The sequence below is a fragment of the Actinomadura sp. WAC 06369 genome, from assembly GCF_003947565.1.
GTDB lineage: Bacteria > Actinomycetota > Actinomycetes > Streptosporangiales > Streptosporangiaceae > Spirillospora > Spirillospora rifamycini.
Genome location: NZ_QHJN01000006.1, coordinates 58,994 through 80,108, shown reverse-complemented (window position 1 = coordinate 80,108; position 21,115 = coordinate 58,994). Strand labels below are relative to the sequence as shown.

22 protein-coding genes and 1 riboswitch are annotated in these 21,115 nt (G+C 72.0%); of the genes, 3 read left to right on the top strand and 19 right to left on the bottom strand.

What is annotated here, in order from left to right:
- Positions 1-10 precede the first annotated feature (10 nt).
- From DMH08_RS02770 to DMH08_RS02735, 8 genes are all read right to left on the bottom strand, one after another.
- A complete protein-coding gene (locus DMH08_RS02770; protein ID WP_125611486.1) occupies positions 11-655 on the bottom strand; it encodes a hypothetical protein in 645 nt (214 codons plus the stop codon).
- Positions 656-667: 12 nt separating this feature from the next.
- Entirely contained in the window at positions 668-892 is a 225-nt protein-coding gene (locus DMH08_RS02765; RefSeq protein WP_125611484.1) for a hypothetical protein, read from the bottom strand.
- Entirely contained in the window at positions 855-1,259 is a 405-nt protein-coding gene (locus DMH08_RS02760) for a helix-turn-helix domain-containing protein (protein ID WP_125611482.1), read from the bottom strand. The genes DMH08_RS02765 and DMH08_RS02760 overlap by 38 nt, the downstream gene beginning before the upstream one ends.
- Before the next feature lie 4 nt (positions 1,260-1,263).
- Positions 1,264-1,542 (bottom strand): hypothetical protein, encoded by a 279-nt coding sequence (locus DMH08_RS02755; RefSeq protein ID WP_125611480.1) that lies wholly within the window; start codon positions 1,540-1,542, stop codon positions 1,264-1,266.
- A complete protein-coding gene (locus DMH08_RS02750) occupies positions 1,539-1,916 on the bottom strand; it encodes a DUF7715 family protein (protein WP_125611478.1) in 378 nt (125 codons plus the stop codon). The genes DMH08_RS02755 and DMH08_RS02750 overlap by 4 nt, the downstream gene beginning before the upstream one ends.
- Entirely contained in the window at positions 1,916-2,452 is a 537-nt protein-coding gene (locus tag DMH08_RS02745; protein ID WP_125611476.1) for a hypothetical protein, read from the bottom strand. The genes DMH08_RS02750 and DMH08_RS02745 overlap by 1 nt, the downstream gene beginning before the upstream one ends.
- Before the next feature lie 103 nt (positions 2,453-2,555).
- Positions 2,556-4,088: an AAA family ATPase gene (locus tag DMH08_RS02740; protein WP_125611474.1), complete on the bottom strand. Its 1,533-nt coding sequence runs from the start codon at positions 4,086-4,088 to the stop codon at positions 2,556-2,558.
- A 289-nt stretch (positions 4,089-4,377) separates the two neighbouring features.
- Complete coding sequence (locus tag DMH08_RS02735) at positions 4,378-4,629, bottom strand: helix-turn-helix transcriptional regulator (protein WP_199747584.1); 252 nt, start codon at positions 4,627-4,629, stop codon at positions 4,378-4,380.
- 55 nt (positions 4,630-4,684) lie between these two features.
- Here DMH08_RS02735 and DMH08_RS02730 point away from each other — a divergent pair, with 55 nt between their 5' ends.
- Both DMH08_RS02730 and DMH08_RS02725 read left to right on the top strand, forming a co-directional pair.
- On the top strand, positions 4,685-5,194 hold the full coding sequence (locus DMH08_RS02730) for a helix-turn-helix domain-containing protein (RefSeq protein ID WP_125611472.1): 510 nt from the start codon (positions 4,685-4,687) through the stop codon (positions 5,192-5,194).
- The gene (locus DMH08_RS02725; RefSeq protein ID WP_158642241.1) at positions 5,121-6,557 is read left to right on the top strand and encodes a tyrosine-type recombinase/integrase; all 1,437 of its coding nucleotides are present in this window, start codon (positions 5,121-5,123) and stop codon (positions 6,555-6,557) included. Before DMH08_RS02730 ends, DMH08_RS02725 begins: the two co-directional genes overlap by 74 nt.
- Before the next feature lie 24 nt (positions 6,558-6,581).
- On the opposite strand, the gene DMH08_RS02720 is transcribed toward DMH08_RS02725, so the two are convergent.
- The 3 genes from DMH08_RS02720 to DMH08_RS02710 form a co-directional block, all read right to left on the bottom strand.
- Positions 6,582-7,136, bottom strand: coding sequence for a CaiB/BaiF CoA transferase family protein (locus DMH08_RS02720; RefSeq protein ID WP_125611468.1), 555 nt, complete (start codon positions 7,134-7,136; stop codon positions 6,582-6,584).
- A gap of 4 nt (positions 7,137-7,140) precedes the next feature.
- Positions 7,141-8,319, bottom strand: coding sequence for an acyl-CoA dehydrogenase family protein (locus DMH08_RS02715; protein WP_125611466.1), 1,179 nt, complete (start codon positions 8,317-8,319; stop codon positions 7,141-7,143).
- Positions 8,320-8,393: 74 nt separating this feature from the next.
- Positions 8,394-9,131 (bottom strand): GntR family transcriptional regulator, encoded by a 738-nt coding sequence (locus DMH08_RS02710; protein WP_125611464.1) that lies wholly within the window; start codon positions 9,129-9,131, stop codon positions 8,394-8,396.
- A 120-nt stretch (positions 9,132-9,251) separates the two neighbouring features.
- Here DMH08_RS02710 and DMH08_RS02705 point away from each other — a divergent pair, with 120 nt between their 5' ends.
- Entirely contained in the window at positions 9,252-10,403 is a 1,152-nt protein-coding gene (locus DMH08_RS02705) for an acyl-CoA dehydrogenase family protein (protein WP_125611462.1), read from the top strand.
- Between the two features lie 57 nt (positions 10,404-10,460).
- Here DMH08_RS02705 and DMH08_RS02700 read toward each other — a convergent pair whose 3' ends face one another.
- The 8 genes from DMH08_RS02700 to DMH08_RS02665 all read right to left on the bottom strand — a co-directional run bounded on the left by DMH08_RS02700 (position 10,461) and on the right by DMH08_RS02665 (position 20,502).
- Positions 10,461-11,279 (bottom strand): FAS1-like dehydratase domain-containing protein, encoded by an 819-nt coding sequence (locus DMH08_RS02700; protein WP_125611460.1) that lies wholly within the window; start codon positions 11,277-11,279, stop codon positions 10,461-10,463.
- Between the two features lie 105 nt (positions 11,280-11,384).
- A complete protein-coding gene (locus tag DMH08_RS02695) occupies positions 11,385-12,539 on the bottom strand; it encodes an acetyl-CoA C-acetyltransferase (protein WP_026402059.1) in 1,155 nt (384 codons plus the stop codon).
- A gap of 73 nt (positions 12,540-12,612) precedes the next feature.
- Complete coding sequence (locus tag DMH08_RS02690; RefSeq protein WP_125611458.1) at positions 12,613-13,230, bottom strand: TetR/AcrR family transcriptional regulator; 618 nt, start codon at positions 13,228-13,230, stop codon at positions 12,613-12,615.
- A gap of 14 nt (positions 13,231-13,244) precedes the next feature.
- Entirely contained in the window at positions 13,245-14,024 is a 780-nt protein-coding gene (locus DMH08_RS02685; RefSeq protein WP_026402057.1) for an SDR family oxidoreductase, read from the bottom strand.
- Entirely contained in the window at positions 14,021-15,202 is a 1,182-nt protein-coding gene (locus tag DMH08_RS02680) for an acyl-CoA dehydrogenase family protein (protein WP_125611456.1), read from the bottom strand. Before DMH08_RS02680 ends, DMH08_RS02685 begins: the two co-directional genes overlap by 4 nt.
- Before the next feature lie 24 nt (positions 15,203-15,226).
- A complete protein-coding gene (locus DMH08_RS02675; protein ID WP_125611454.1) occupies positions 15,227-16,639 on the bottom strand; it encodes a glycosyltransferase in 1,413 nt (470 codons plus the stop codon).
- A complete protein-coding gene (locus tag DMH08_RS02670; RefSeq protein ID WP_125611452.1) occupies positions 16,633-19,515 on the bottom strand; it encodes a bifunctional glycosyltransferase/CDP-glycerol:glycerophosphate glycerophosphotransferase in 2,883 nt (960 codons plus the stop codon). Before DMH08_RS02670 ends, DMH08_RS02675 begins: the two co-directional genes overlap by 7 nt.
- Positions 19,516-19,677: 162 nt before the next feature.
- Positions 19,678-20,502 (bottom strand): CHAP domain-containing protein, encoded by an 825-nt coding sequence (locus DMH08_RS02665; RefSeq protein WP_125611450.1) that lies wholly within the window; start codon positions 20,500-20,502, stop codon positions 19,678-19,680.
- A gap of 12 nt (positions 20,503-20,514) precedes the next feature.
- Positions 20,515-20,668, bottom strand: a riboswitch (cyclic di-AMP (ydaO/yuaA leader).
- Between the last annotated feature and the right edge of the window lie 447 nt (positions 20,669-21,115).

Here is a 21,115-nt window from a genome sequence, read left to right as displayed (position 1 = left end):
CGTGTTGCTCCTACTTGACGTCAGCGAACCTTGGATCGTCGGCAAGCTGGTTGAGCCTGTGATCCTGGTACCGCTCGACCTCGCGGGGGGTCGGCATGAGGTAGGTCGACTCGCGGGCGAACCGTCCTCCGAGTGACCGTTCCTCGGTGGCCATCTCGTGCAGTTCCCGGTAGTCGTCGACCTTCTCGGGTTCGACTTCGTTGAGGTAAGCGGCGACGACCCTGTTGAGGCTGGTGCCCTGCGTCACCTGGGTGATGTCGTGGGCGCGCTCGAACAGGGCTTTGGCCATGAGCTTGTCGTCGGCGCGTACGGCTGCTCGGAGCTGCTCGGCAATCGCGCCTTCGTCGTCGAGGGCTGCGGCTTCCTTGCGTGCCTGACGGAACGCTGCAGAGCGCGTTGCAGGGTCGGTGCCGTCGGTGCCGGTGGGGGCGAACAGGCGCCGCTCGAGGGTGCGCCGGCGGGTGGCGCGTTCGGCCTGTTCGGCTTCCCGGAGCTGCGCGAGGTGCGCGCGGGTGGCGACGACGTTCCGGGAGATGAGCGTGTCCCGGAGTTCGGCGGTGATCTCCTTGCGGTCGTACCGGTCGCGGATGCGCTGCAGCTTGCGGTCATGCGCTTCCTTGATGGCGGCGGCGTTCTCGGCGTAGTCGTTAGCCACGATGCTTCCCTCTCAGGCGCGGGTCTTCTTGGGGCGCCGGTCGGTGACCTTCCAGCCGCGCATGTCGTCGGTCATGTGGCGGGGCGTGTCGCCGGCGGCGGGCGCCTGGTCAACGGTGATGGTGCGGGTGCTGGCGTCGAGGGTGACGGCAACCAGGCCGGGAAGGTTGACGGTGAGGGCGCCCTCGGTGTGGCTGGTCTTACGCCGCGGTGCCGTGGCGTGGCGGGGGTCGGTCATGCCGGGTTCTCCCTGTCGGGCGGTTCTGGTAGTCGGCGAGGGCCCGGATGCTGATGGACCACTGCCAACCCTTCTTGACGCCCTCGAGGTGCCCCTCTCGCAGTGCCCAGCGGATCGACCAGGGCGAGACTCCGAGAAGGTTCGCCGCCTCAGTGGGTGTCAGTTCCCACGGTGGCGGGGGCGGCTGATCAATGGCCACTTCGTCGACATCGTTGTTGAGGTGGTGCCATTCGTAGGCGATGCGGGCGAGGACAGCGAGGTCGTCGCGGACCCGGTCGTCGTGGGCATGGAGGCGGTAGACGCGGCGGAGGTTGACCGCGGCGACCAGGACGGCGACGGTGCGGGCGGAGATGCGGGGATCGGTCACGCGGTTACCGCTTTCCGGGGATGCCGCGGGCCCAGGGGCGGCGCTTGTGGGGCGGGCGCCGGGAGGTGATGAGCATCGCGGCGCGGATGTGGGAGCACTGGCCGGTGCCGGCGGGGCATGAGCACCACCATCCGCGGTGCGGGTCGTGTCCGCAGTAGCGGGTGCCGGTGCGGCCTTGCACGGTGATGTGGACGTGGTCGCCGTGGCAGAACACGACGGTGACAGCGCCCGTGGCGAGGAGGTGGGCGGCTTTGGCGGCTGCGTCGCGGCGGGGCACGGTCACATCTCCAGTTGGGTGATGGCGTCGTGGTCGCCCTGCACGGCGATGGTGATCAGGGCACCGAGCGGGAACTCGAGGGCGATCTCCGCGAGGATCGCGGCTTCGTGGCGGCCGTCGAGCGGGTCCCATCCCCATACCTCGGTGAAGTGCGCGGCGATGAGGCCGGCGTACTCCTCGACGGTGATGTCGTGCTCTGCGATCTGCGCGGCGGTGGTGCCTTTGCGGCTGGTGATGCCGACCCATGCGCGTCCGTATCCGCACTGGCCGTCCTGGTCGGAGTCGCACGCGAACGGCCGGTAGAGGAGCTCGCCGGGGATGGTGTAGGTGAACCCGTCGTCACGGCGGGGGTTATGCGGTGGGGCGGCGAGGACGCGCATCAGAGGCTCCCCCCGTCGGTACGGATAGCGAGCCAGTACGTCTGCGCGGCCCTCTTGAGGTCGGCAAGTTTGGGTGTGTCGTCGTCGCGGCCCGGGTCGTTCAGCGGCACCGCAGCGAAGTCCTGTCCGGTGAGCGGGCGACCGAGCCGCTTTTCCACGCAGTCGATGCAAAGCCAGCCGCCGTCATATTCCATCCCGGCTGCCGCCCACACATTGTCGTTGAGCATGTACCGCTGCCAGTCGCGGGAGCCGCCCGGTGTGTCTGGCATGAGGTTGATCCGGCAGAAGCGGCAGAAGCGGGTGGCTGGTCCGAGGGCATCGTTCAGAGCGGCTCGCAATTCGGCGGCGCTGGTCATGTCGTTCTCCTGGTGGCGTGCGAGCTTGGTGTCGTGCCGTGCGGCGAGGCCGTGTCGGCGCCGTTCGGACAGTTCGGCGAGGCGCCGGCGGCGGTTGCTGCGGCGCTCTCGGTTCTCGGCGAGGCGGGCCTGCAGACGCTCGTCCACCGCCCGCCGCATCGCATCGTCGAGGTCGTTCACGGGCTGCCCTGGGGACTGTGTCGGACCGTGCCTGACTGCGTCCGAGACACGGTCGCGCCGCCCAAGGGAGCGCCAAGGGAGCGAAGAGTGCAGGGGTACAGAGTCATGCTCCCTTCGCTCCCTTCGTGCTCCCTTCGCTGCGTGCCATTGCCCACACCCACCCGGAGCCGAAGCTCGCCTTGCGCGACTCGACACCGGCCCTGCCCTTGGCGCGCTTAAGCGTGTCCTTGGAGAACCCGGCCGCCATGCCCGCCTTCATCACGTCGTTGGCGGCGACCTCGCCCTGTGAGGTGATGTAGTCGCTAAGCCATGCGGCGGCCTCATCGCGCTCGCTGCGCTCATCCGGGTCAGTGCGGTCCCCGAGAATCTGGGCCACGCTGCGTTCGCTGTGTCCGTCGAACACGAACCGCCCAACCTCCGCGGTACCGTCGGCGGTCTCAACCTTCGCCGAGACGATGCGGTACTCCAGCGACGGCAGGTCCCCAATGCCGAGCGAGTTCTTGGTCTGCGTCATTACTCGGGTTCCGTCGTCGGGGTCGGCGGCGAATCCGAAGATGGCGCGCGGGACGTTCTTGAACGCCCCTGACCCGGTGATGAGCGAGGAAGCGTCCGTTCCGGACCCTTTGTTGAAGTGGGCGATGCCGAGGACGACGGCGCCGGTGCGGTCAGCGAGCCGGGCGAGTGGGTCCAGCGCCTTGCGGACGTCCCGCTCTCGGTGGGTGTCGATCGTTCCGCCGATGGTGGACATCAGCGGGTCCAGAACGATGAGGCCGACCCCGTGCTTGGTGATGACCGTCTCCAACTCGGCGAGGTCGTGCGGGAGGCTGAGCGTCGACGTCTCGTCTTCGTCCACCACCGCCTCCGCCCGGTACACCCGGTCAAGGTCAGCGCCGGCCGCGATGAGCCGCGGGACGAGAGTGTGTGACCACGAATCCTCGACGGCGACGTAGACGACTTGCCGGGGCTGTCCGTACAGCGTCCCGGGCAAGGACCCGCGCGTGATCTCGGAGGCGAGCCAGATGCCGAAGGACGACTTGCCGGTCCCTTCCCGCCCGGCGGCACTGACGAGCGAGCCCGCGGGGATACGCCCGTGGCCGTCGTCCTCCCATGCCCACACGACCGGCCGCGGTTCGATCTGCGACGCCGGGGTCAGCCGGATGCGGCCACCGGTGCGCGCGTTGGGATGGCGGGCGCGTGCAACGTCAGCGGCAAACTCCTCGAGTGCGTCCCCAGTTTCCCGTTCCGGGTTCTCGAGTTTCTGCAGGAGGACGCGCGCTGCCTGGACGGCGCGGCGCCGTTCGGCGAGCTGGGCAACGATCCCGGCGTGGTGCGTCGCTTGGTGCACAGACACCAGGGACTCGTTCACCTCGAGGAGGTAGCGGGCGCCGCCGGCCTCGGCGAGCCGCCCAGACGCCTGCAGGTGGTCACGCAGACTGATGGGGTCGGTGGGCTTGTCCGTGGTCGCCAGTTCGACGAGCGCCCAGAACATGGCGCGGTGCGCCGGGCGGATGAAGTCGTCAGGCTCGGCGAGGATCTCGGCGACCTCGAGCGTGACCGTCGACGAGTTCATGCACGCGCCGAGGACGGCGCGCTCGGCGTCGACGTCGGCGATCAGGGATTGGTCGAGACCGTTCACGCCGCCTCCGCGGGGTAGGTGCGGACAACGCGGATGAACACGCGCCGGCCGCACCGGGCGCGGCGCTCACCGCCGAGAGATCCGTACGAGCGGGCACGACCCATGTGGACGTGTCCGCAGGTGCAGCGGTACGCGAGAGCCCACAGGCGGCGAGATCCGTCCGGGCTGTATGCGGACGCGCGGACGGTCGGGACGTCGTCGATGGTGGCCTGTACCATCGGGGTGACTGGACTGTCGACGCGGCGCGTTTCCTTGGCGGGGGGCGCGCCGTTCGGCTTGTCAGGGGACATCAGGCGGCCTCACCGGTGGGTTCCTTGTCGACCAGGCGGGTTTCCTCCCACTTGAGAACGTCCTCGATCCGGTACCGGCACGAGCGACCGATCTTCATGTACCGCGGCCCCTCGCCCCGGCGGTTCCAGCCGTACACGGTGTCGATGGCGACGCCCTCACGTTCTGCGAGGTCAGCAACGGACAGGTGCTTTTCGTTCATGGCTGTGTGTCTCCATGAGATGTCGGTGTGCTTTGAGAGCACTTCCGTCATCACTGTAGTGATAGCCGTTGACTGTGTCCACCCGAAAGCACTAGCGTGTGCTCTCATGACACAGGATGAGGAGTTGGAGCCGGGCCATCCCCTTAAGGCCGCACACCCGGCGAAGGTGATCGCCGAACGAGTGAAGGACGTTCGCCTGCGGCGGAAGATGTCGGCGAGCCAGCTTGCAGACGAACTGGCTCGTGAGGGCATCAAGTGGAACCGGTCGATCGTTGCCAACTTCGAGAGTGGTCGGCGCCGGTCGGTGACCGTCGAAGAGCTCTTGGCGCTGGCCTACGTCCTTGACGTTGCTCCGATTCATCTCCTGATCCCTCTCGAGGATGGGAAGTGGTATCACTTCACCCCCGAGCGAGCCACGCCCACCGGCTTCGTACGGGAGTGGGTGCGAGGGCGCCACCCTCTGCAGAGCACCAACGCCCGACTGTTCTTCAGTGAGGTGCCCGACAAGGAGTGGCAACCGCCGGAGATGACCGAGGAAGAGGTTGAGCAGCGTTCCCGAATCACTGAGGTTTTCCGGGGACGCCGACCGGAGGGCAACGACGATGGCGCGCGTTAGGGATCTCTGGCACACCTCGGTGAAGGATGCGGCCGACCCCACCGGCCGGCGTCGCGTCAAGGTGAAGACCAACCGGCACCCGGACCGTGGTGGCTCCAAGAGCTCCAAGAGGTGGCTCGCCTGCTGGATCGGACCGGACGGACGAGAGCAGACCAAGGCATTCCGCATCCAGGATGCGGCGGCTAAGTACGCCCGTAAGCAGGAAGAAGACATCGCCCGGGGCGAGTACATCGACCCGGCCGCCGGTAAAGAGTTGTTCGGCGCTCTCGGCAACAAGTGGCTGCGGTTGCGAGATGTGGGAGGCGCGTCCCGCATCAAGTACGAGCGGGCATTCCGGCTCCACATTGAGCCGACGTTCGGCCACCGTCAGGTTCGGTCGGTGAAGCCTTCCGAGGTCGCCGAATGGCTCTTGGCCCTGTCTCGCACGCACGGTGTGTCCGTCCAGGAACAAGCCCTTTTCATCCTGCGAGGGATCTTCTCGCTCGCCGTCGCGGACGGTCTCCGGCGCGACAACCCCGCCAAATCCCCGATCATCGCCAAGCCTCGCCCGCGCGACGAGAACGGCGTCGACGAGCGCGAGGTGTGGTCGGCGGATCGTGCTTGGGCAGTGATTCAGGGGACGGCGGAACCGTATCGGGCGATCCCCGCGCTCGAGGCCGGGTGCGGGCTGCGGGAGTCCGAAGCGCTCGCCGTCGCCCTCGAAGACTTCGATCTCGAGGCGGGCCGGGTGCGGATCGTCCGCCAGGTCGTGCAGGTGGGGCGCGAGTGGGTGTTCAAGGCGCCCAAGGGTGGCCGGGAACGTTCGGTGCCGTTGCCGTCCGGGGTGGCGCGTCTCGTACAGGCACACATCGACGAGTACCCACCGCGGCCGTACGGGCTTCCGTGGATGCGGGAGAACGGGGAAGTGGCTGGCGAGCACGTGTGCCGACTCCTGTTCCGTTGGCAGGGTGATCACCCTCGCACCCATGACCAACACATCCGTTCCCGGTCGTACGAGCGAACGGTGTGGCTACCCGCACTGGCCGCCGCAGGGGTCATTCCTGACCCCAAGCCGGGACCGCGCGGCGGGGTGACGCGGCACTACCAGGCACCGGGGAAGGGCGACGGCGAGCACGCGCTGCGGCACTTCTACTCGACCACGTTGCAGGACGCCGGGATTCAGCTCGGCGCGGTGATGGATTTCCTCGGCCACTCTCGCCAGAACCAGCGGCGGGTACCGATCACGATTCGGGTGTACGGGCACACGACCGAGGAGGCGTACGAGGCGGCTCGCAACGCCATCGACCGATCGCTGTTCCGGCTCCGTTCGGTCCAAGATCATCGTTCCGGCGGAACAGCGACGGAACGGGCGGTGGCAGAGTGAACGCCGCCAAGGCTCCGCTGCAGGTCAATGGCTCACGCGGTCCCGCATGTCCGAGAACGCGTACATGCCCGCGGCGATGTCGGAGACGGGGGTGCCCGCCTTCACCGGCGTCTCCGGGGTGCCGGTGACCGAGATCAGCCCGGCCTCGGCCTGGACGAGCATGTCGTAGGCGCGCTTGTCCCGGTAGGGCCCGCTCGCCCCGTACCCGGACATGTCGACGACGATGAGCCGGGGGTCGCGCTCCCGCAGCCGCGCGGCGCCGAACCCGAGGCGGTCGGCGGCACCGGGCGCGAGGTTCTGCAGGAACACGTCGGCGCCCGCGATCAGGTCGTCCAGGATCGCGCGGCCCTCGTCGGTCTTGAGGTCGACCGCCACCGACTCCTTCGAGCGGTTCAGCCAGGCGAAGTGGGTGCCGAGCCCGCCGCGCACGCCGGCGTCGTAGGCGCGGGCGAAGTCGCCGCCGTCCACCTTCTCGACCTTGACGACGCGGGCGCCGAGGTCGGCGAGCTGCCGGGACGCGAACGGCGCCGCGACGGCCTGCTCCAGCGCGACGACGGTGATCCCCTCGAGAGGCAGCACCCGCTCAGTCCTCCAGCAGCCGGCGACCGATGATCATCTTCTGGATGTCGGCGGTGCCCTCGCCGATGAGGAGCATGGGCGCCTCCCGGTACAGCCGCTCGATCTCGAACTCCTTCGAGTACGCGTAGCCGCCGTGGATCCGGAAGGACGCCTCCACGACCTCCTTGCAGTACTCGCCCGCGAGGTACTTCGCCATCCCGGCCTCGAGGTCGTTGCGCTCGCCCGAGTCCTTGCGCCGCGCCGCCATCACCACCATCTGGTGGGCGGCCTCGACCTTGGTGGCCATCTCCGCGAGCCGGAACAGGACGGCCTGGTGCTCGGCGATCGGGCGGCCGAACGCCTCGCGGCGCCGCGCGTAGTCGCGGGCCAGCTCGTAGGCGCGCATCGCGACGCCGCAGCCGCGGGCCGCGACGTTCACGCGGCCGACCTCGACGCCGTCCATCATCTGGTAGAAGCCGCGGCCGGGCTCGCCCCCGAGGATCCGGGACGACGGGACGCGGTGCGCGTCGAACACCATCTCGGTGGTGTCGACGCCCTTGTAGCCCATCTTCTCGATCTTGCGCGGGATCGTCAGGCCGGGCGCGACCTCCCCGAACCCGGGCGTCTTGTCGACGAGGAACGTCGTCATGCCGCGGTGCCCCGCGTCCGGGTCGGTCTTGACGAGGGTGGCGACGAGGTTCGCGGACGCGCCGTTGGTGACCCACATCTTCTGGCCGTCGATGACGTGGTGGTCGCCGTCGGGGACGGCGCGGGACCGGATCGCGGAGACGTCGGAGCCGCAGTCGGGCTCGGACATGGAGAAGGCGCCCCGGATCTCGCCGGCGGCCATCTTCGGCAGGTAGTGCGCCCGCTGCTCGGGGGTGCCGTGCCGGTCGATCATCCAGGCCACGATGAAGTGGGTGTTGATGACGCCCGACACGCTCATCCAGCCGCGCGCGAGCTCCTCGACGACGAGGGCGTAGGTCAGCAGGGACTGCCCGAGCCCGCCGTGCTCCTCGGCGATCGTCAGGCCGAACAGCCCGAGGTCGCGCATGCCGTCCACGATCGCCTGCGGGTACTCGTCGGCGTGCTCGAGGGCGGTCGCGACGGGGAGGATCTCCTTGTCGACGAACGCCCGCACGGTCGCGAGGATCTCCCGCTGCTCGTCCGACAGCCCGTGGGTCTGCCGAAGCCGGTCCGCCATCCTCACCTCCACGTCGGCAATTTTTTATACGATATTGGCGCCGACGACGGAAAGGAAGACCTCCCGGGCCGGCCTCAGCCGGCGCCGCCGTCGTCCCAGAACCCCCGCCCCTCCAGATGCACGACCAGCAGCGTCCCGGCGTGCCGGATGTGGGCGCGCATCGCCTGCCGGGCCGCGTCGGCGTCGCCCGCCCGCAGCGCGGCGAGGACGAGGTGGTGGTCGTCCACCGACGCCTGGCTCCAGCCGTCGATGCTGGAGAAGAACCGGCGGGGCGCGTACCGCACCACGAGCTGCAGCAGCCAGGCCGTCTTCGGCGAGTCCGCGCACAGGTTGACCGTCCGGTGGAACCGGTGGTTCGCCCGCTCGATGCCCTCGGCGTCGCGCGTCCGGGACGCGTCCTCCAGCAGCTCCTGCGTGCGCGCGAGCTCGGCCAGCTCCTCCTCGGTGATCTTCTCGGCGGCGCGGGCGGCCAGCTCACCGGCGAAGTACGCCTGCGCCTCGAAGAGGTCCTGGACGTCCCGCCGCGACAGCGGCGCGGGCATGAACCCGCGGCGCGGCACCAGCGTCACGAAGCCCTCGCCGCGCAGCGACAGCAGCGCCTCGCGGACGGGCGTGACGCTGATCCCGAGGTCGTCGGCGACCCGCTCGAGGCGGAGGAACTCCCCGTGCCGCACCCGCCCGGACATGATCAGCTCGCGGACGTACGCGGCGACCTCGTCGCTGAGCTGGCGGCGCCCGCCGAGCGAGCCGCCGGGCGGCGAGCCGGGCGGGGCGCCGCCGGCGCGGCTCTCGCCGGGGATGGGCACGGTCATCGCCTCCGGGACGGGTGTCGGGAGCTCACATTATGGACGACCCGCGTTGACAGCCAGGCAGTCGCCTATCAAATATATGAAACTGCATTCTCGGATCGGCGAGGCGAAGGAGACGCGGCGGTGTTCGAGCTCAGCGCGGAGGAACGCGCCATCGTGGAGGTCGTCGCGGACTTCGTCGACCGGGAGGTCCGCCCGGCGGCGCGCGGGCTGGAGCACGCGAACGCCTACCCGGAGCGGCTCATCGAGCGGATGAAGGAGCTGGGCGTTTTCGGCCTCGCCGTGCCCGAGCCGTACGGCGAGGCGAAGGTGTCGAAGGCGTGCTACGCGCTGGTCACCGAGGAGCTCGCCCGCGGCTGGATGACGCTCGCCGGGGCGTTCGGCGGGCACACGGTCGTCTCGCACCTGCTGTCGGTGTTCGGCACCGAGGAGCAGAAGGCCCGCTACCTGCCGCGGATGGCGACGGGCGAGCTGCGGGCCACGATGGCGCTGACCGAGCCGTCCGGCGGCTCCGACCTGCAGGCCATGACCACGGTCGCGCGCCGCGACGGCGACCGGTACGTGGTCGACGGCGCCAAGATGTGGATCACCAACGCGCGCCGGTCCGGGCTCATCGCGCTGCTGTGCAAGACCGACCCGGACGCGACGCCCCGGCACCGCGGGATGAGCATCCTGCTGGTCGGGCACGGCCCCGGGCTGACCGCGTCGCGCGACCTGCCCAAGCTCGGCTACAAGGGCGTGGAGAGCTGCGAGCTGGCGTTCGACGGGTACGAGGCGCCGCTCGACGCGGTGCTCGGCGGCGAGGAGGGGCGCGGTTTCGCGCAGATGATGCGCGGGCTCGAGGTCGGACGCATCCAGGTGGCGGCGCGCGCGCTGGGCGTGGGCCGGGCCGCCCTCGAGGACTCGCTGCGGTACGCCCAGGAACGCGAGTCGTTCGGCAAGCCGATCTGGGAGCACCAGTCGGTCGGCAACCTCCTCGCCGACATGGCCACCGAGCTGCGCGCCGCCCGCCTGCTGACGCTCGACGCGGCGGCCCGGCTCGACGCGGGCGAGCGCTGCGACATGGAGGCGGGCATGGCGAAGCTGTACGCGTCGGAGGCGGCGATGCGGATCGCGCTGAACGCCGTCCGCATCCACGGCGCGGCCGGCTACTCCACCGAGTTCGACGTCGAGCGCTACTTCCGGGACGCGCCGCTGATGATCGTCGGCGAGGGGACGAACGAGATCCAGCGGAACGTGATCGTCAAGCAGCTCGTGGACCGGCACCGCATCTGACCCGGCGGCCCGGACCGGACGCCGGCCCCGGGCAGGGGCGTACGGGCGGGCGGACGCTCAGGAGAACGTCGCGGTCATCGCGGTGACGCCGCCCGGCGCCTCGATCGACAGCGTTCCGTCCGGGCCCCCGGCCGCCGCGAACGGCTGCCCCGCGAAGACCGGCCTGCGGGCGCGGAACGCCAGCTCGCGCACCCGCACGCCCGCCCGGCGCGGCAGCTCCAGGCACAGGATCGCCAGCAGCGGGCCGTGGACGACGAGTCCGGCGTGGCCCTCGACGGCGGTGGCGTACCGCTCGTCGTAGTGGATGCGGTGGGCGTTGTAGGTGAGGGCGCTGAACCGGAACAGCAGCACGGGGTCGGCCGCCATCGGCAGCGTCCAGGGCGCCGCGACGGCCGGGGGCTCGAACGACGGCCCGGCCGGGGGTTCCGCCGGGGGCGCGGCAGCGTCGCCGCTGCGGTAGACGAGGTCCTGCTCCTCGACCGCGATCTCGGCGCCGTCCCGCAGGAACGTGTGCCGCACGGTGACGAACAGCAGCTCGCCGGTGCGTCCCGCCTTGACCGCCGTCGCGGCCAGTTCGTCCCGCCGGGTGACGGTGTCGCCGACGCGGAGGGGTTCGGCGGCGCGGAACCTTCCCCCGGCGAACATGCGCCGCCGGTCGGGGATCGGCGGGAGGAACCGCCCGTCCCGGGGGTGCCCGTCGGCGCCGAGCTCGCGCTGCGCCGGCCGTTCGAGGAAGTGCAGCCACTGCCACAGCGGCGGCAGCTCCTCCCCCGGCGGCGGGGCGTCCAGCACCCCGGCCAGCGCCGCCGCGGGCGCCGCGCCGATGACCTCGGTCGTCTCCCGCGCCTCCGGCGCCCATCCCGCGACGTCGATCATCGGCCGCACCCCTTTCATATATTTCATAGGGGATTATGCCGAACCGCCGCGGCGACCGCGGCGCACGGGGGCGGCCCGGGACGGCCGCCCCGCGGGCGCCGTCCGTCAGAGGCGTTCGATGATGGTGACGTTGGCCTGCCCGCCGCCCTCGCACATCGTCTGCAGGCCGTAGCGGCCGCCGGTGCGCTCCAGCTCGTGCAGCAGCGTCGTCATCAGCCGGGCGCCGGTCGCGCCGAGCGGGTGGCCGAGCGCGATGGCGCCGCCGTTGGGGTTGACGATCGCCGGGTCGGCGCCGGTCTCCTTCAGCCACGCCAGGACGACCGACGCGAACGCCTCGTTGATCTCGACGGCGTCGATGTCGCCGATCGTCATGCCCGTCTTCTTCAGCGCGTACGCCGTCGCGGGGATCGGCGCCGACAGCATCCGGATCGGGTCCTCGCCGCGCGCGGAGAGGTGGTGGATGCGGGCGCGGGGGGTGAGGCCGTGGTCCTTGACGGCCTGCTCGGAGGCGATCAGCAGGGCCGCGGAGTTGTCGGAGATCTGCGACGAGACGGCGGCGGTGAGGCGGCCGCCGTCCACCAGCGTCTTCAGCCCCGCCATCTTCTCCAGGGACGTGTCGCGGCGCGGCCCCTCGTCGTGCTCGACGCCCTCGAACGGGGCGATCTCGCGCGCGAAGCGGCCCTCGTCGATGGCGCGGATGGCCCGCTGGTGCGACTCGTAGGCGAACCTCTCCATGTCCTCGCGGGACAGGTCCCAGTCGCGGGCGATCATCTCGGCGCCGTTGAACTGCGACACCTCGCCGTCGCCGTAGCGCCGGACCCAGCCCTTGGACCCGACGAACGGGCCCTGCGTGAAGCCGAGCTGCTCGCCGGCGATCATCGCGTAGGAGATCGGGATCTGCGACATGCTCTGCACGCCGCCCGCGACCACCAGGTCGGACGTCCCGGACAGGACGGCCTGGGCGGCGAAGTGCACGGCCTGCTGCGAGGAGCCGCACTGGCGGTCGACCGTGACGCCGGGGACCTCCTCGGGCAGCCCGGCGGCCAGCCAGCAGGTGCGGGCGATGTCCCCGGCCTGCGGGCCGACGGTGTCCACGCAGCCGAACACCACGTCCTCGACGGCGGCCGGGTCGACCTTCGCGCGGTCCATCAGCGCCGTCAGGGCGTGCGCGCCCAGGTCGGCGGGGTGCGCTCCGGCGAGCCCGCCGCCGCGCCGCCCGACCGGCGCGCGGACCGCTTCGACGATGTACGCCTCGGCCATGGTGTCTCCTTCGTGGGGCCTTCGTGGAGGCTGGGGGTGCTGAAAGGCGGGTAAGGGTGGGGGGCGGTACGGGTCAGCTCGCCTTGATCCCTTCCAGGAACATGGCGAGGTACTGCTTGGCGATGTCGTCGGCGGACAGCCGCCCGCCGGGCTCGTACCAGTTCGCCGCCACCCAGACGGTGTCGCGGATGAACCGGTAGATCAGCGCCCGGTCGAGGTCGGCGCGGAACGCGCCCTCCTCGACGCCCCGGTCGAGGAGCGACAGCCACATTTCCTCGAACCGGCGCTGCGAGTCGAGCAGGTACCGGAACCGCTCGCCGGTCGCCAGGTGCTTGGACTCGTTCTGGTAGATCACGACGGCGGGGCGGTGCCGGTGGATCGAGCGGAACGACTCCACGACGATGCCCTCGAGGGTGTCGCGGGCGCTGCGGCCCTCCGCGAGGACCCGCCCGTACCCGGCCCACATCTCGTCCAGGAAGGTCGAGAGGATCTCGTCGGCCATCGACTCCTTGGAGTCGAAGTGGTAGTAGAGGCTGCCGCCGAGGATCCCGGCGGCGTCGGCCACCTTCCGGACGGTGGTCGCGGAGTAGCCCTGGGAGGCGAACACCTCGGCGGCCGTGGCGAGCAGCTCGGCCCGCCGCACCGCGCGGGCGGCCGCGGTGCCCTCGGAGTCGCGCCGTCGTGGACTCATGGGTTGCGCACTTCCTACGGGTGCTGGGAGGAGACGGAGACGACCTCTCCGGTCATGTACGAGGAGTAGTCGCCGGCGAGGAAGACGATGACGTTGGCGACCTCCCACGGCTCGGCGTAGCGGCCGAACGCCTCCCGGCGCGTCAGCTCGTCCAGCAGTTCCTCCGAGGTGACCTTGACCAGGTGCGGGTGCATGGCGAGGGACGGCGACACGGCGTTGATCCGGACGCCGAAGTCGGCGGCCTCCAGCGCCGCGCAGCGGGTGAGCGCCATGACCCCGGCCTTGGCGGCGGCGTAGTGCGACTGGCCGCGCTGCGCCCGCCAGCCGATCACCGACGCGTTGTTGACGATCACGCCCGAGCCCTGCCCGCGCATGATCCGCAGCGCCGCGCGGGTGCAGCGCATGGTGCCGTTGAGGGTGATGTCGAGGACGCGGTCCCACTGCTCGTCCGGCATGTCGACGAGGTCGGCGGTACCGCCGAGGCCCGCGTTGTTGACGGCGACGTCGACGCGCCCGAAGCGTTCGACGGCCAGGTCGTACAGGGCGCGGACCTGGTCCTCGGACGTGACGTCGCAGGGCAGGGACGCGACGCGGTCGGCGCCGAACTCCGCGGCGAGCTCCTGCTCGGACGCGGCGAGCCGCCGCTCGTGCGCGTCCGAGATCAGCACGCGGGCGCCCTCCTCCAGGCAGCGGCGGGCGGTGGCGCCGCCGATCCCGGCCCCGGCGGCCGCGGTGATGACGACGGCGCGGTCCTTCAGCAGGTCGTGGCCGGGAACGTAGGGGGGCGGGGTCATCCGCGGGCCTCTCTCGGGAGCCCGAGCACGCGCTCGGCGATGATGTTGCGCTGGATCTCGTTCGACCCGGCGTAGATGGTGTCGGAGCGGGAGAACAGGAACAGCCGCTGCCAGTCGTTGAGGTCGTACGGCTCGCCGTCGGCGACGAGGCCGGCGGCGCCGAGGACGTCCATGGCCAGCTCGCCGAGCTCGCGGTGCCAGGTGCCCCAGACGAGCTTGGAGATGGACGACTCGGGCCCGGGCGCCCCGGCGGCGACGCCGGCCATCGTCCGCACGGCGTTGAGGCGCATGATCTCCAGGCCCATGTGGGAGCGGACGAGCCGGTCGCGCAGCAGCGGGTCGTCGATCGCGCCGGTGCGGCGGGCCAGGTCGAGGACGCCCTCGAACTCGCGGCGGAAGCCGACCTGCTGGCCGAGGGTGGCGACGCCGCGCTCGAAGCCGAGGGTGGCCATCGCGATCTTCCAGCCGTCGCCGGGCGCGCCGACGATGTTGGCGGCGTCGGTGCGGGCGCCGTCGAAGAAGACCTCGTTGAACTCCGAGGTGCCGGTGAGCTGCACGATCGGCCGGATGTCGACGCCGTCCGCCTTCATCGGCACCAGCAGGTAGGACAGGCCCTTGTGCCGGGACGATCCGGGCTCGGTGCGGCAGACGACGAAGCACCAGTCGGCCTCGAGCGCCAGCGAGGTCCACACCTTCTGCCCGTTCACGACCCAGGCTCCGTCCCGGAGTTCGGCGCGGGTCTGGACGTTCGCGAGGTCGGACCCGGCGTCGGGCTCGGAGTAGCCCTGGCACCACAGTTCCTCGACCGCGACGATCGGGGGCAGGAAGCGGGCCTTCTGCTCCTCGGTGCCGAACGCGATGATCGTCGGGCCGAGCAGGTTCTCGCCGATGTGGTTCACCCGGGCGGGGGCGTCGGCGAGCGCGTACTCCTCATGGAAGATCACCTGCTGCCGGAGGCTCGCGCCGCGGCCGCCGTGCTCCTTCGGCCAGCCCACGCAGGTCCAGCCGGCGGCGGCCATGTGCCGCTCCCAGGCCAGCCGCTCCTCGTGCGCCTCGTGCTCGCGGCCCGGGCCGCCGAGCCCGCGGGCGTGCGCGAACTCGCCGGCCAGGTTGGACTCGAGCCAGTCGCGGACCTCGGCCCGGAACGCCCGGTCCTCGGGGGACTCGTTCTCGTTCACGTGGCGCACTCTACCAAACAGTTGTTAGAAAGAATCGCCCTCCAGGGCGGGTGCGGCGTCCCGCCCGGCGGCGGCGGGCCGGGCCGCGGGGGCCGCGGGTCGCGCCGCCCCGCGGGCGGCCTCGCGCGCGAGGCGCCCGCGCCGCGCGCGCCTCCGCTCCGCACGGTCCCGCGCCGGGGCCGTCCGTCCGGTCGGCGCGCGGTCCCCCGCCGGGACCGCCGGGAGGTCGCGGTGCAGCAGGTCGAACAGCCGGTCCCAGTGCGCCAGCACCGCCTCCGGCCGGAACCGCCGGACGGACGCGCGCGCGTTCGCCCCCAGCTCGCGGCACAGGTCGGGGTCGTCCATGAGCCGGCCGAGCGCCTCGGCGAACGCCGCCGTGTCGCCCGGCGGGACCAGCAGCCCGGACGCCCCGTGCCCGGGCGCCCCGTCCCCGGGCGGCGCCTCCCCGAGCAGGGCGCGGACGCCGGGCGCGCAGTCGAACGCCACCGTGGGCAGCCCGTACGCCATGGCCTCCAGTACCGACATCGGGAACCCCTCGGCCCGCGACGGCAGCGCGAACACCGACACCTCCACCAGGGCGTCCTCGACGTCGGCGACGACGCCGCGGAACTCCACGGTGTCCGCGAGGCCCGCCTCGGCGGCGCGGCGCCGCAGCGCCTCCTCGTCCGGTCCGGTGCCGTAGACGTGCAGCCGCCAGCCCGGGCGCCGCTCCCTGGCCCGCGCCCACGCCTCCAGCAGCAGGTCGACGCCCTTCTCGTCCGACAGCCGCCCGACGCAGGCGACGGCCGGCAGGTCGAGCGTCGGGTACACCGTCGGCTCGACGTGCAGCGGGTTCGGGACGTGGCCGGCGTTGGTCATGCCCGCGCGGGCCCACGCGTCGGCGTCCTCGGCGGTCAGCGCGAGCAGCCGGTCCGCGTGCGCGTAGTGCTCCCGGACCCGGCCGTAGCGGGACGAGCGCCGCGTGGCCTCGAACGACTCGTGCGTCATCCCGACGACCCGCAGGCCCGAGGTGTCGGCGAGCCGCACCCACTCCATCGCCCACACCTGCGCGACGATCACGACGGCGCCCGGGCGGGCCGCGGCGAGCAGCCGGGAGAGCCGCGCGGCGCCGCGCCGCTGCGCGGCCGAGCGCCACGCGTCGCGCCCCCGCGCGGCCGGGTCCAGGCGGGCGCGCGGCGAGCGCGGCGGGAGGGCGAGGGCGGGCGGCCGCCACCGGCCGTGCAGCGCCGCCACCCGGTACGCGCCGGCCGGGTCGTGCGCGGCGGGCCCCTGACCGGCGGTGATCCCGACGAGCGTGACGCGGTCGCCGCGCTCCGCGAACAGCCGCGCCGTGTGGTGGGCCCACCGCTGGACGCCCCCGACGCCGTCGGCGCTGTTGCAGACGACGAAGACGTCCCGCCCGGCGGCGCCCCCGCCGGTCTCCCTGCCCGTCAGCATGCCCGCCCCCGATCGGCGAAGTAGCGTTCCACGACCGTGCGCGCCGCCGTGCCGCGGTCGTGCTCGCCGAACCGCGCGGCGAACGCCCGGCGGCGGGGCGCGTGCACCGCCTCCGCCGCGTCCAGGTCCGCGAGCGCGGCGACGAGTTCGTCCGCCGTCCGGGCGATCGGCCCGGGCGCGTCCCGCTCGAGGTCGACGTACCCGCCGCCGGGGTCGCCCCCCTGACCGGGCGGGACGTCCGGCAGGTGCAGCACGATCGGGCGGTCCAGCAGCGCGTAGTCGAACATGATCGACGAGCGGTCGGTGATCAGCGCGTCCGCGAGCAGCAGCAGCGGGGTGACGTCCGGCACGTCGCCGACGTCCCGCATGTACGCGCGCGCGGACGGCGGGAGGCCCGCCCGGCACAGGTAGTGGGGCCGGAGCAGCAGCACGAACTGCTCCCCCAGCTCCCGGGCGAACACGTCCGGGTCGATCGGCGGCTCCAGCGTCCGGACCGGGCGTCCGCGGGGGCCGGTCGCGAACGTCGGCGCGTACAGCAGCACCCGGCGCCGGTCCCCCTCCAGCCCGAGCTCTCTGCGCAGCCCGGCGACCTCGGCGGCCGTCTCCGGATCGGCGTCCGCGCCGCGGACCAGCGGATCGTTGCGGGGATACCCGGCGGGCAGCGCCTCCGCGCGCACGCCCAGGGCCGGGCACAGGGTGCGGACGTCGTGCTCCGACCGCACCAGGAAGCAGTCGTAGCGCTCCACCATCCGGCGGAGCCGGTGCCGGCCGCCCGCGGGACCGCCCTTGAGCCGCGGCTGGTCGAGGCCCATCAGCTTGACCGCCGAACCGTGCCACGTCTGGATGTAGGTGGTTTCGGGCCGCTTGCGCAGGCCGTCCGGGAAGCCCTGGTTGTCGACCCAGAACCGCGCCCGCGCGAGCGCCCGGTAGTAGGCCCACGAGCCGCGCCGGACGAGCCGCGCGTCGGGCGGGAACCCCTTCGGCGAGGACCGGTAGGACCACACCGCGTCCACCGCGAGTCCGGACCGGCGCAGCTCACGGTAGATGTACTTGGGGTTGTCGGAGTAGGACCGGCCGAGGTGGCTCTCGAACACCGCCAGCCCGGGCCGCACCGGAAGCCGCGTCAGGACCCGGTTGAACACCGCCGTCTTCGTCCGCCGCGACGTCAGCGCCCGGCGCGCCGACCGGTGCAGCCGCCGCGCGCGCCGCCACGAGTTCCGACCCGCCGGGGTCCCCGCCGCGCCCCGCACGACCGCCCCCGCGAACCGCGCGCCGCGGCCGCGCCCGTCCAGGACGAACGACAGGTGCCCGGCCGCGGTCACGTGCGAGCGCAGGACGTCCCCGGCGAGGCGGGTCAGCCGCGGCCGCACCGGAAGGTCCACGTCGTTCAGCGGGGGCGAACCGGTGCCGCTCCCCGGGCGGGTGACCATCGTCTCGCCGTTCACCGTGACGCGCAGCCGCACGTCCCACAGCCGGTCGACGAAGCCGATCGGCCGGACGCACCGCCGCGGGTCGAACTCCGCCCGCCAGACCAGCCGGTCGCCGCGGTGCTCGACGTCCGCGCCGACCCGCGCCGCCGGCGCCCGCCCGCGGCGGTCCCGGAACACCAGCACCGCCGACAGGTCGGCGTCCGGCGGCACCCGGCCGAGCGGGTTCAGGACGTGCCCGGCGATGCGGGCGCAGCCGTCCCGGACCTCCAGCCGCGTCACCGTGTTCCCCGGGCACAGCTCCCGCAGCGGCCGCAGGTGGAAGCCGAACCCCGTGACGTCCAGCACGCGCCGCCCGAGCCCCCCGCGCGGCGGGCGCGCGCCCCAGTAGATCCGGCCGTCCCGCTCCGCCAGCGGCGCGCCCAGCACGGGGTGGTCGGGCCGGTGCTCGGCCGCGGCCAGCGCCGCCGCGTGGTCGCCCTCCCGGATCAGGTACGCGGCGGCCGCCGCCATCGGGTTGGCGTCCTCGAACGCCCGCGGGTCCAGCTCGGCGACGTAGCCCGCCGCCAGGTCGAGGAACCGCGCCCGGTGCCCGGGGTCGCGCCCCCGCAGCTCCCGCAGGTACAGCAGCAGGTCGTGGTTGAGGAACTTGACGTCCTTGGCGCGCTTCAGCCCGTGGGCGCCGCGGAGCGCGAACAGCATGTCGATGCGGCGGTGGATCTCCAGCCGGTCCGCGAAGTTCGCGAGCTCGGCGCGCCGGTTGGAGATCGACAGACCCGCCGCGGCGTCCTTGACCAGCCAGTTGTAGACCCGGTGCGGGATCAGCGCGGTGCGCCGGGCCGCCAGGTACGCCTCGGCGGTGAACAGCAGGTCCTCGTAGTGGAGGCGCTCGACGAACCGCAGCCCGTGCTCGTCCAGGAACTCCCTGCGGTACGCCTTGTTCGTGGACAGCGTGTCGTACAGCAGATCGGGGTTCTCGCTGAGCGAACCGTAGACCGCGCTGCGCTCGTACAGCCACGGATACCAGGGGCGCGTCCGGTTCTTCGCGTCCGGTGGGCGGTTCAGGAACACCCTCGTGCACAGGCCCGAGACCAGGTCCGCGCCGGTCTCCTCGCCGGCGGACACCAGGTTGAGGCACGCGTGCCGGTCCAGCAGGTCGTCGCTGTCGAGGAACATGACGAACCGGCCGTCCGAACGCTCGACCCCGGTGTTGCGGGGACGGCCGCACCCCCCGGAGTTCACCGGCAGGCGCACGGCCCGGACCCGGCCCGGATGCGCGGCGGCGAGGCGCTCCGCGACGTCCCCGGTGCGGTCGGTGCTCGCGTCGTCCACGATCACCGTCTCCACGGAGCGCAGCGACTGCGCCAGCGTCGAGGCGACCGCCCGGGGCAGCCGCCGCGCGTCGTTGTAGGCGATCACCACCACACTGACATCCGGGCGCACCCGCATGGGCCTCCCTCCGCTCCTCCGCGTGCCAGGGATTCCTTTCCAGGAACGGCGGAGGGAGGTCCAAGCGCGGCCAAAGCCTGTCAATGGTTCGCATTACCGTGCGAACGCCGAAGGCGCCCGGCGGAGCGCCGGGCGCCTTCGTGATCGGCCGGTGCCGGTCGATCAGGCGTACTCGGGGTAGCCGTAGCCCACGATCTGGCCCTTGTCGCGGACCCTTTCCTCGACGGCGTTGTTGCTGTTGCCCTCGATGGTGCTGACGGTGCCGTCGCCGTTGTCCTTCTCGACGATGCCGACGTGGTCGATGTCGCCGATGGAGCCGTCCGAACCGGCGCCCCAGTCGAAGAACACGATGGCGCCCGGCTTGGCCTTCTGGCCCCAGCGGCCCTGGTCCTCGAACCACTTGGCGTGCGACACGGTGTAGGCGTCCCAGCCCATGCCCTTGACACCGGTCTCCGCGCTGAGCCACGACACGAACATGTCGCACCACGCGGCGCCGTTGTAGGCGTCCACCGAGAAGCCGCCGCTGCTCGCGGCCGCCTCGGCGCGCGGCGTCGACGTCCACCACTCGTGGAACTTGGTCATCTTGCCCGGGCCCTCTTCCTCGATGCCGACCTGCTCCTTGGCGAGGTCGATCACCTCGGACGCCTCGACGGCGCGCGGCGGGACCTTCCAGCCCTCGGCCTTGGCCTCGGCCAGGCTCATCGTCGAGGACGACGCCGGCTCGGCCTTCTCCGCCGCGGTGTTCGTGACGGCCGCGGCCTTCTCGACGGTCGGGCCCGCGGCCTCGGTGGCCGCGCTCGCTCCCGCCATGGGGTTGAACACCGACAGCCCGACGGCGCCGGCCAGCACCGCGCCGACGGCAACGCCGACGGCCCGGTCCTCGGGGGTCACGCGCTTGATCGCGAGTTCGGGGGCCAGCCGCTTGACCGCGGACTGGGGGTTCAGGCGCTTCACGGACTCGGTAAGTCGATCGAAACGACCGGTCATGCAGGGAATCTCCTTGTCTCCCATGACGCCTACCGGGTTAGCTGACGGATTCGGGCATGGAAGAGCCCTACGGCGCGCTCGAAACGCGCCGATTCACCCCAGAAACTTGGGTCCCCGGCTCCGCTGCGGCCCTCGTGGACCTGCGCGGACTCGGCCTTCACGCCGCGCGTGCGGCGCTGGATTGTCGGATTTCTCTGAGCGACTGCTCTTGAAGGGGCGCGCGTGCATGGCGCGCGTCGCGTGCGTGGACCGCTCCGCGACCGGCGGCCGCGCCCCTGGCACGGCCGGTACAACGCGTGGATCGCGCTGCGAGATTCGGGTTGAAGGTACCAACCTTCAGAAAGAAAGCAAACCAGGCCAAAATTGATCTTTTCCCTGGTCAAGCGGCCTTCAAGGACATCCCAACGCTCACCCGCGGGCCGTTCTTCCCGATCTTTATCGGCGGTCCCGGAACCCTTGGCGCACAGGGGTTGCCGGGCACCGCCGTCCGGCGCCCCCGGAGATCGACGAGACGCCCGGCGCGACGGCCCGGCACCGCCCCCCGGGCCGCCCACCGCCGCCTTGGCTGTGCCCTAAGTCACACCACCGCATCGGCGCAGGTCAGAGGCGGCGT

What these genes read in the sequence shown, in the direction of transcription:
- DMH08_RS02765 (WP_125611484.1), bottom strand. Translation starts at nt 892, where the DNA reads ATGACCGACCCCCGCCACGCCACGGCACCGCGGCGTAAGACCAGCCAC.
- DMH08_RS02750 (WP_125611478.1), bottom strand. Translation starts at nt 1,916, where the DNA reads ATGCGCGTCCTCGCCGCCCCACCGCATAACCCCCGCCGTGACGACGGG.
- DMH08_RS02735 (WP_199747584.1), bottom strand. Translation starts at nt 4,629, where the DNA reads ATGACGGAAGTGCTCTCAAAGCACACCGACATCTCATGGAGACACACA.
- DMH08_RS02730 (WP_125611472.1), top strand. Translation starts at nt 4,685, where the DNA reads ATGACACAGGATGAGGAGTTGGAGCCGGGCCATCCCCTTAAGGCCGCA.
- DMH08_RS02715 (WP_125611466.1), bottom strand. Translation starts at nt 8,319, where the DNA reads ATGGCGGACCGGCTTCGGCAGACCCACGGGCTGTCGGACGAGCAGCGG.
- DMH08_RS02710 (WP_125611464.1), bottom strand. Translation starts at nt 9,131, where the DNA reads ATGACCGTGCCCATCCCCGGCGAGAGCCGCGCCGGCGGCGCCCCGCCC.
- DMH08_RS02700 (WP_125611460.1), bottom strand. Translation starts at nt 11,279, where the DNA reads ATGATCGACGTCGCGGGATGGGCGCCGGAGGCGCGGGAGACGACCGAG.
- DMH08_RS02695 (WP_026402059.1), bottom strand. Translation starts at nt 12,539, where the DNA reads ATGGCCGAGGCGTACATCGTCGAAGCGGTCCGCGCGCCGGTCGGGCGG.
- DMH08_RS02690 (WP_125611458.1), bottom strand. Translation starts at nt 13,230, where the DNA reads ATGAGTCCACGACGGCGCGACTCCGAGGGCACCGCGGCCGCCCGCGCG.
- DMH08_RS02685 (WP_026402057.1), bottom strand. Translation starts at nt 14,024, where the DNA reads ATGACCCCGCCCCCCTACGTTCCCGGCCACGACCTGCTGAAGGACCGC.
- DMH08_RS02675 (WP_125611454.1), bottom strand. Translation starts at nt 16,639, where the DNA reads ATGCTGACGGGCAGGGAGACCGGCGGGGGCGCCGCCGGGCGGGACGTC.
- DMH08_RS02670 (WP_125611452.1), bottom strand. Translation starts at nt 19,515, where the DNA reads ATGCGGGTGCGCCCGGATGTCAGTGTGGTGGTGATCGCCTACAACGAC.
- DMH08_RS02665 (WP_125611450.1), bottom strand. Translation starts at nt 20,502, where the DNA reads ATGACCGGTCGTTTCGATCGACTTACCGAGTCCGTGAAGCGCCTGAAC.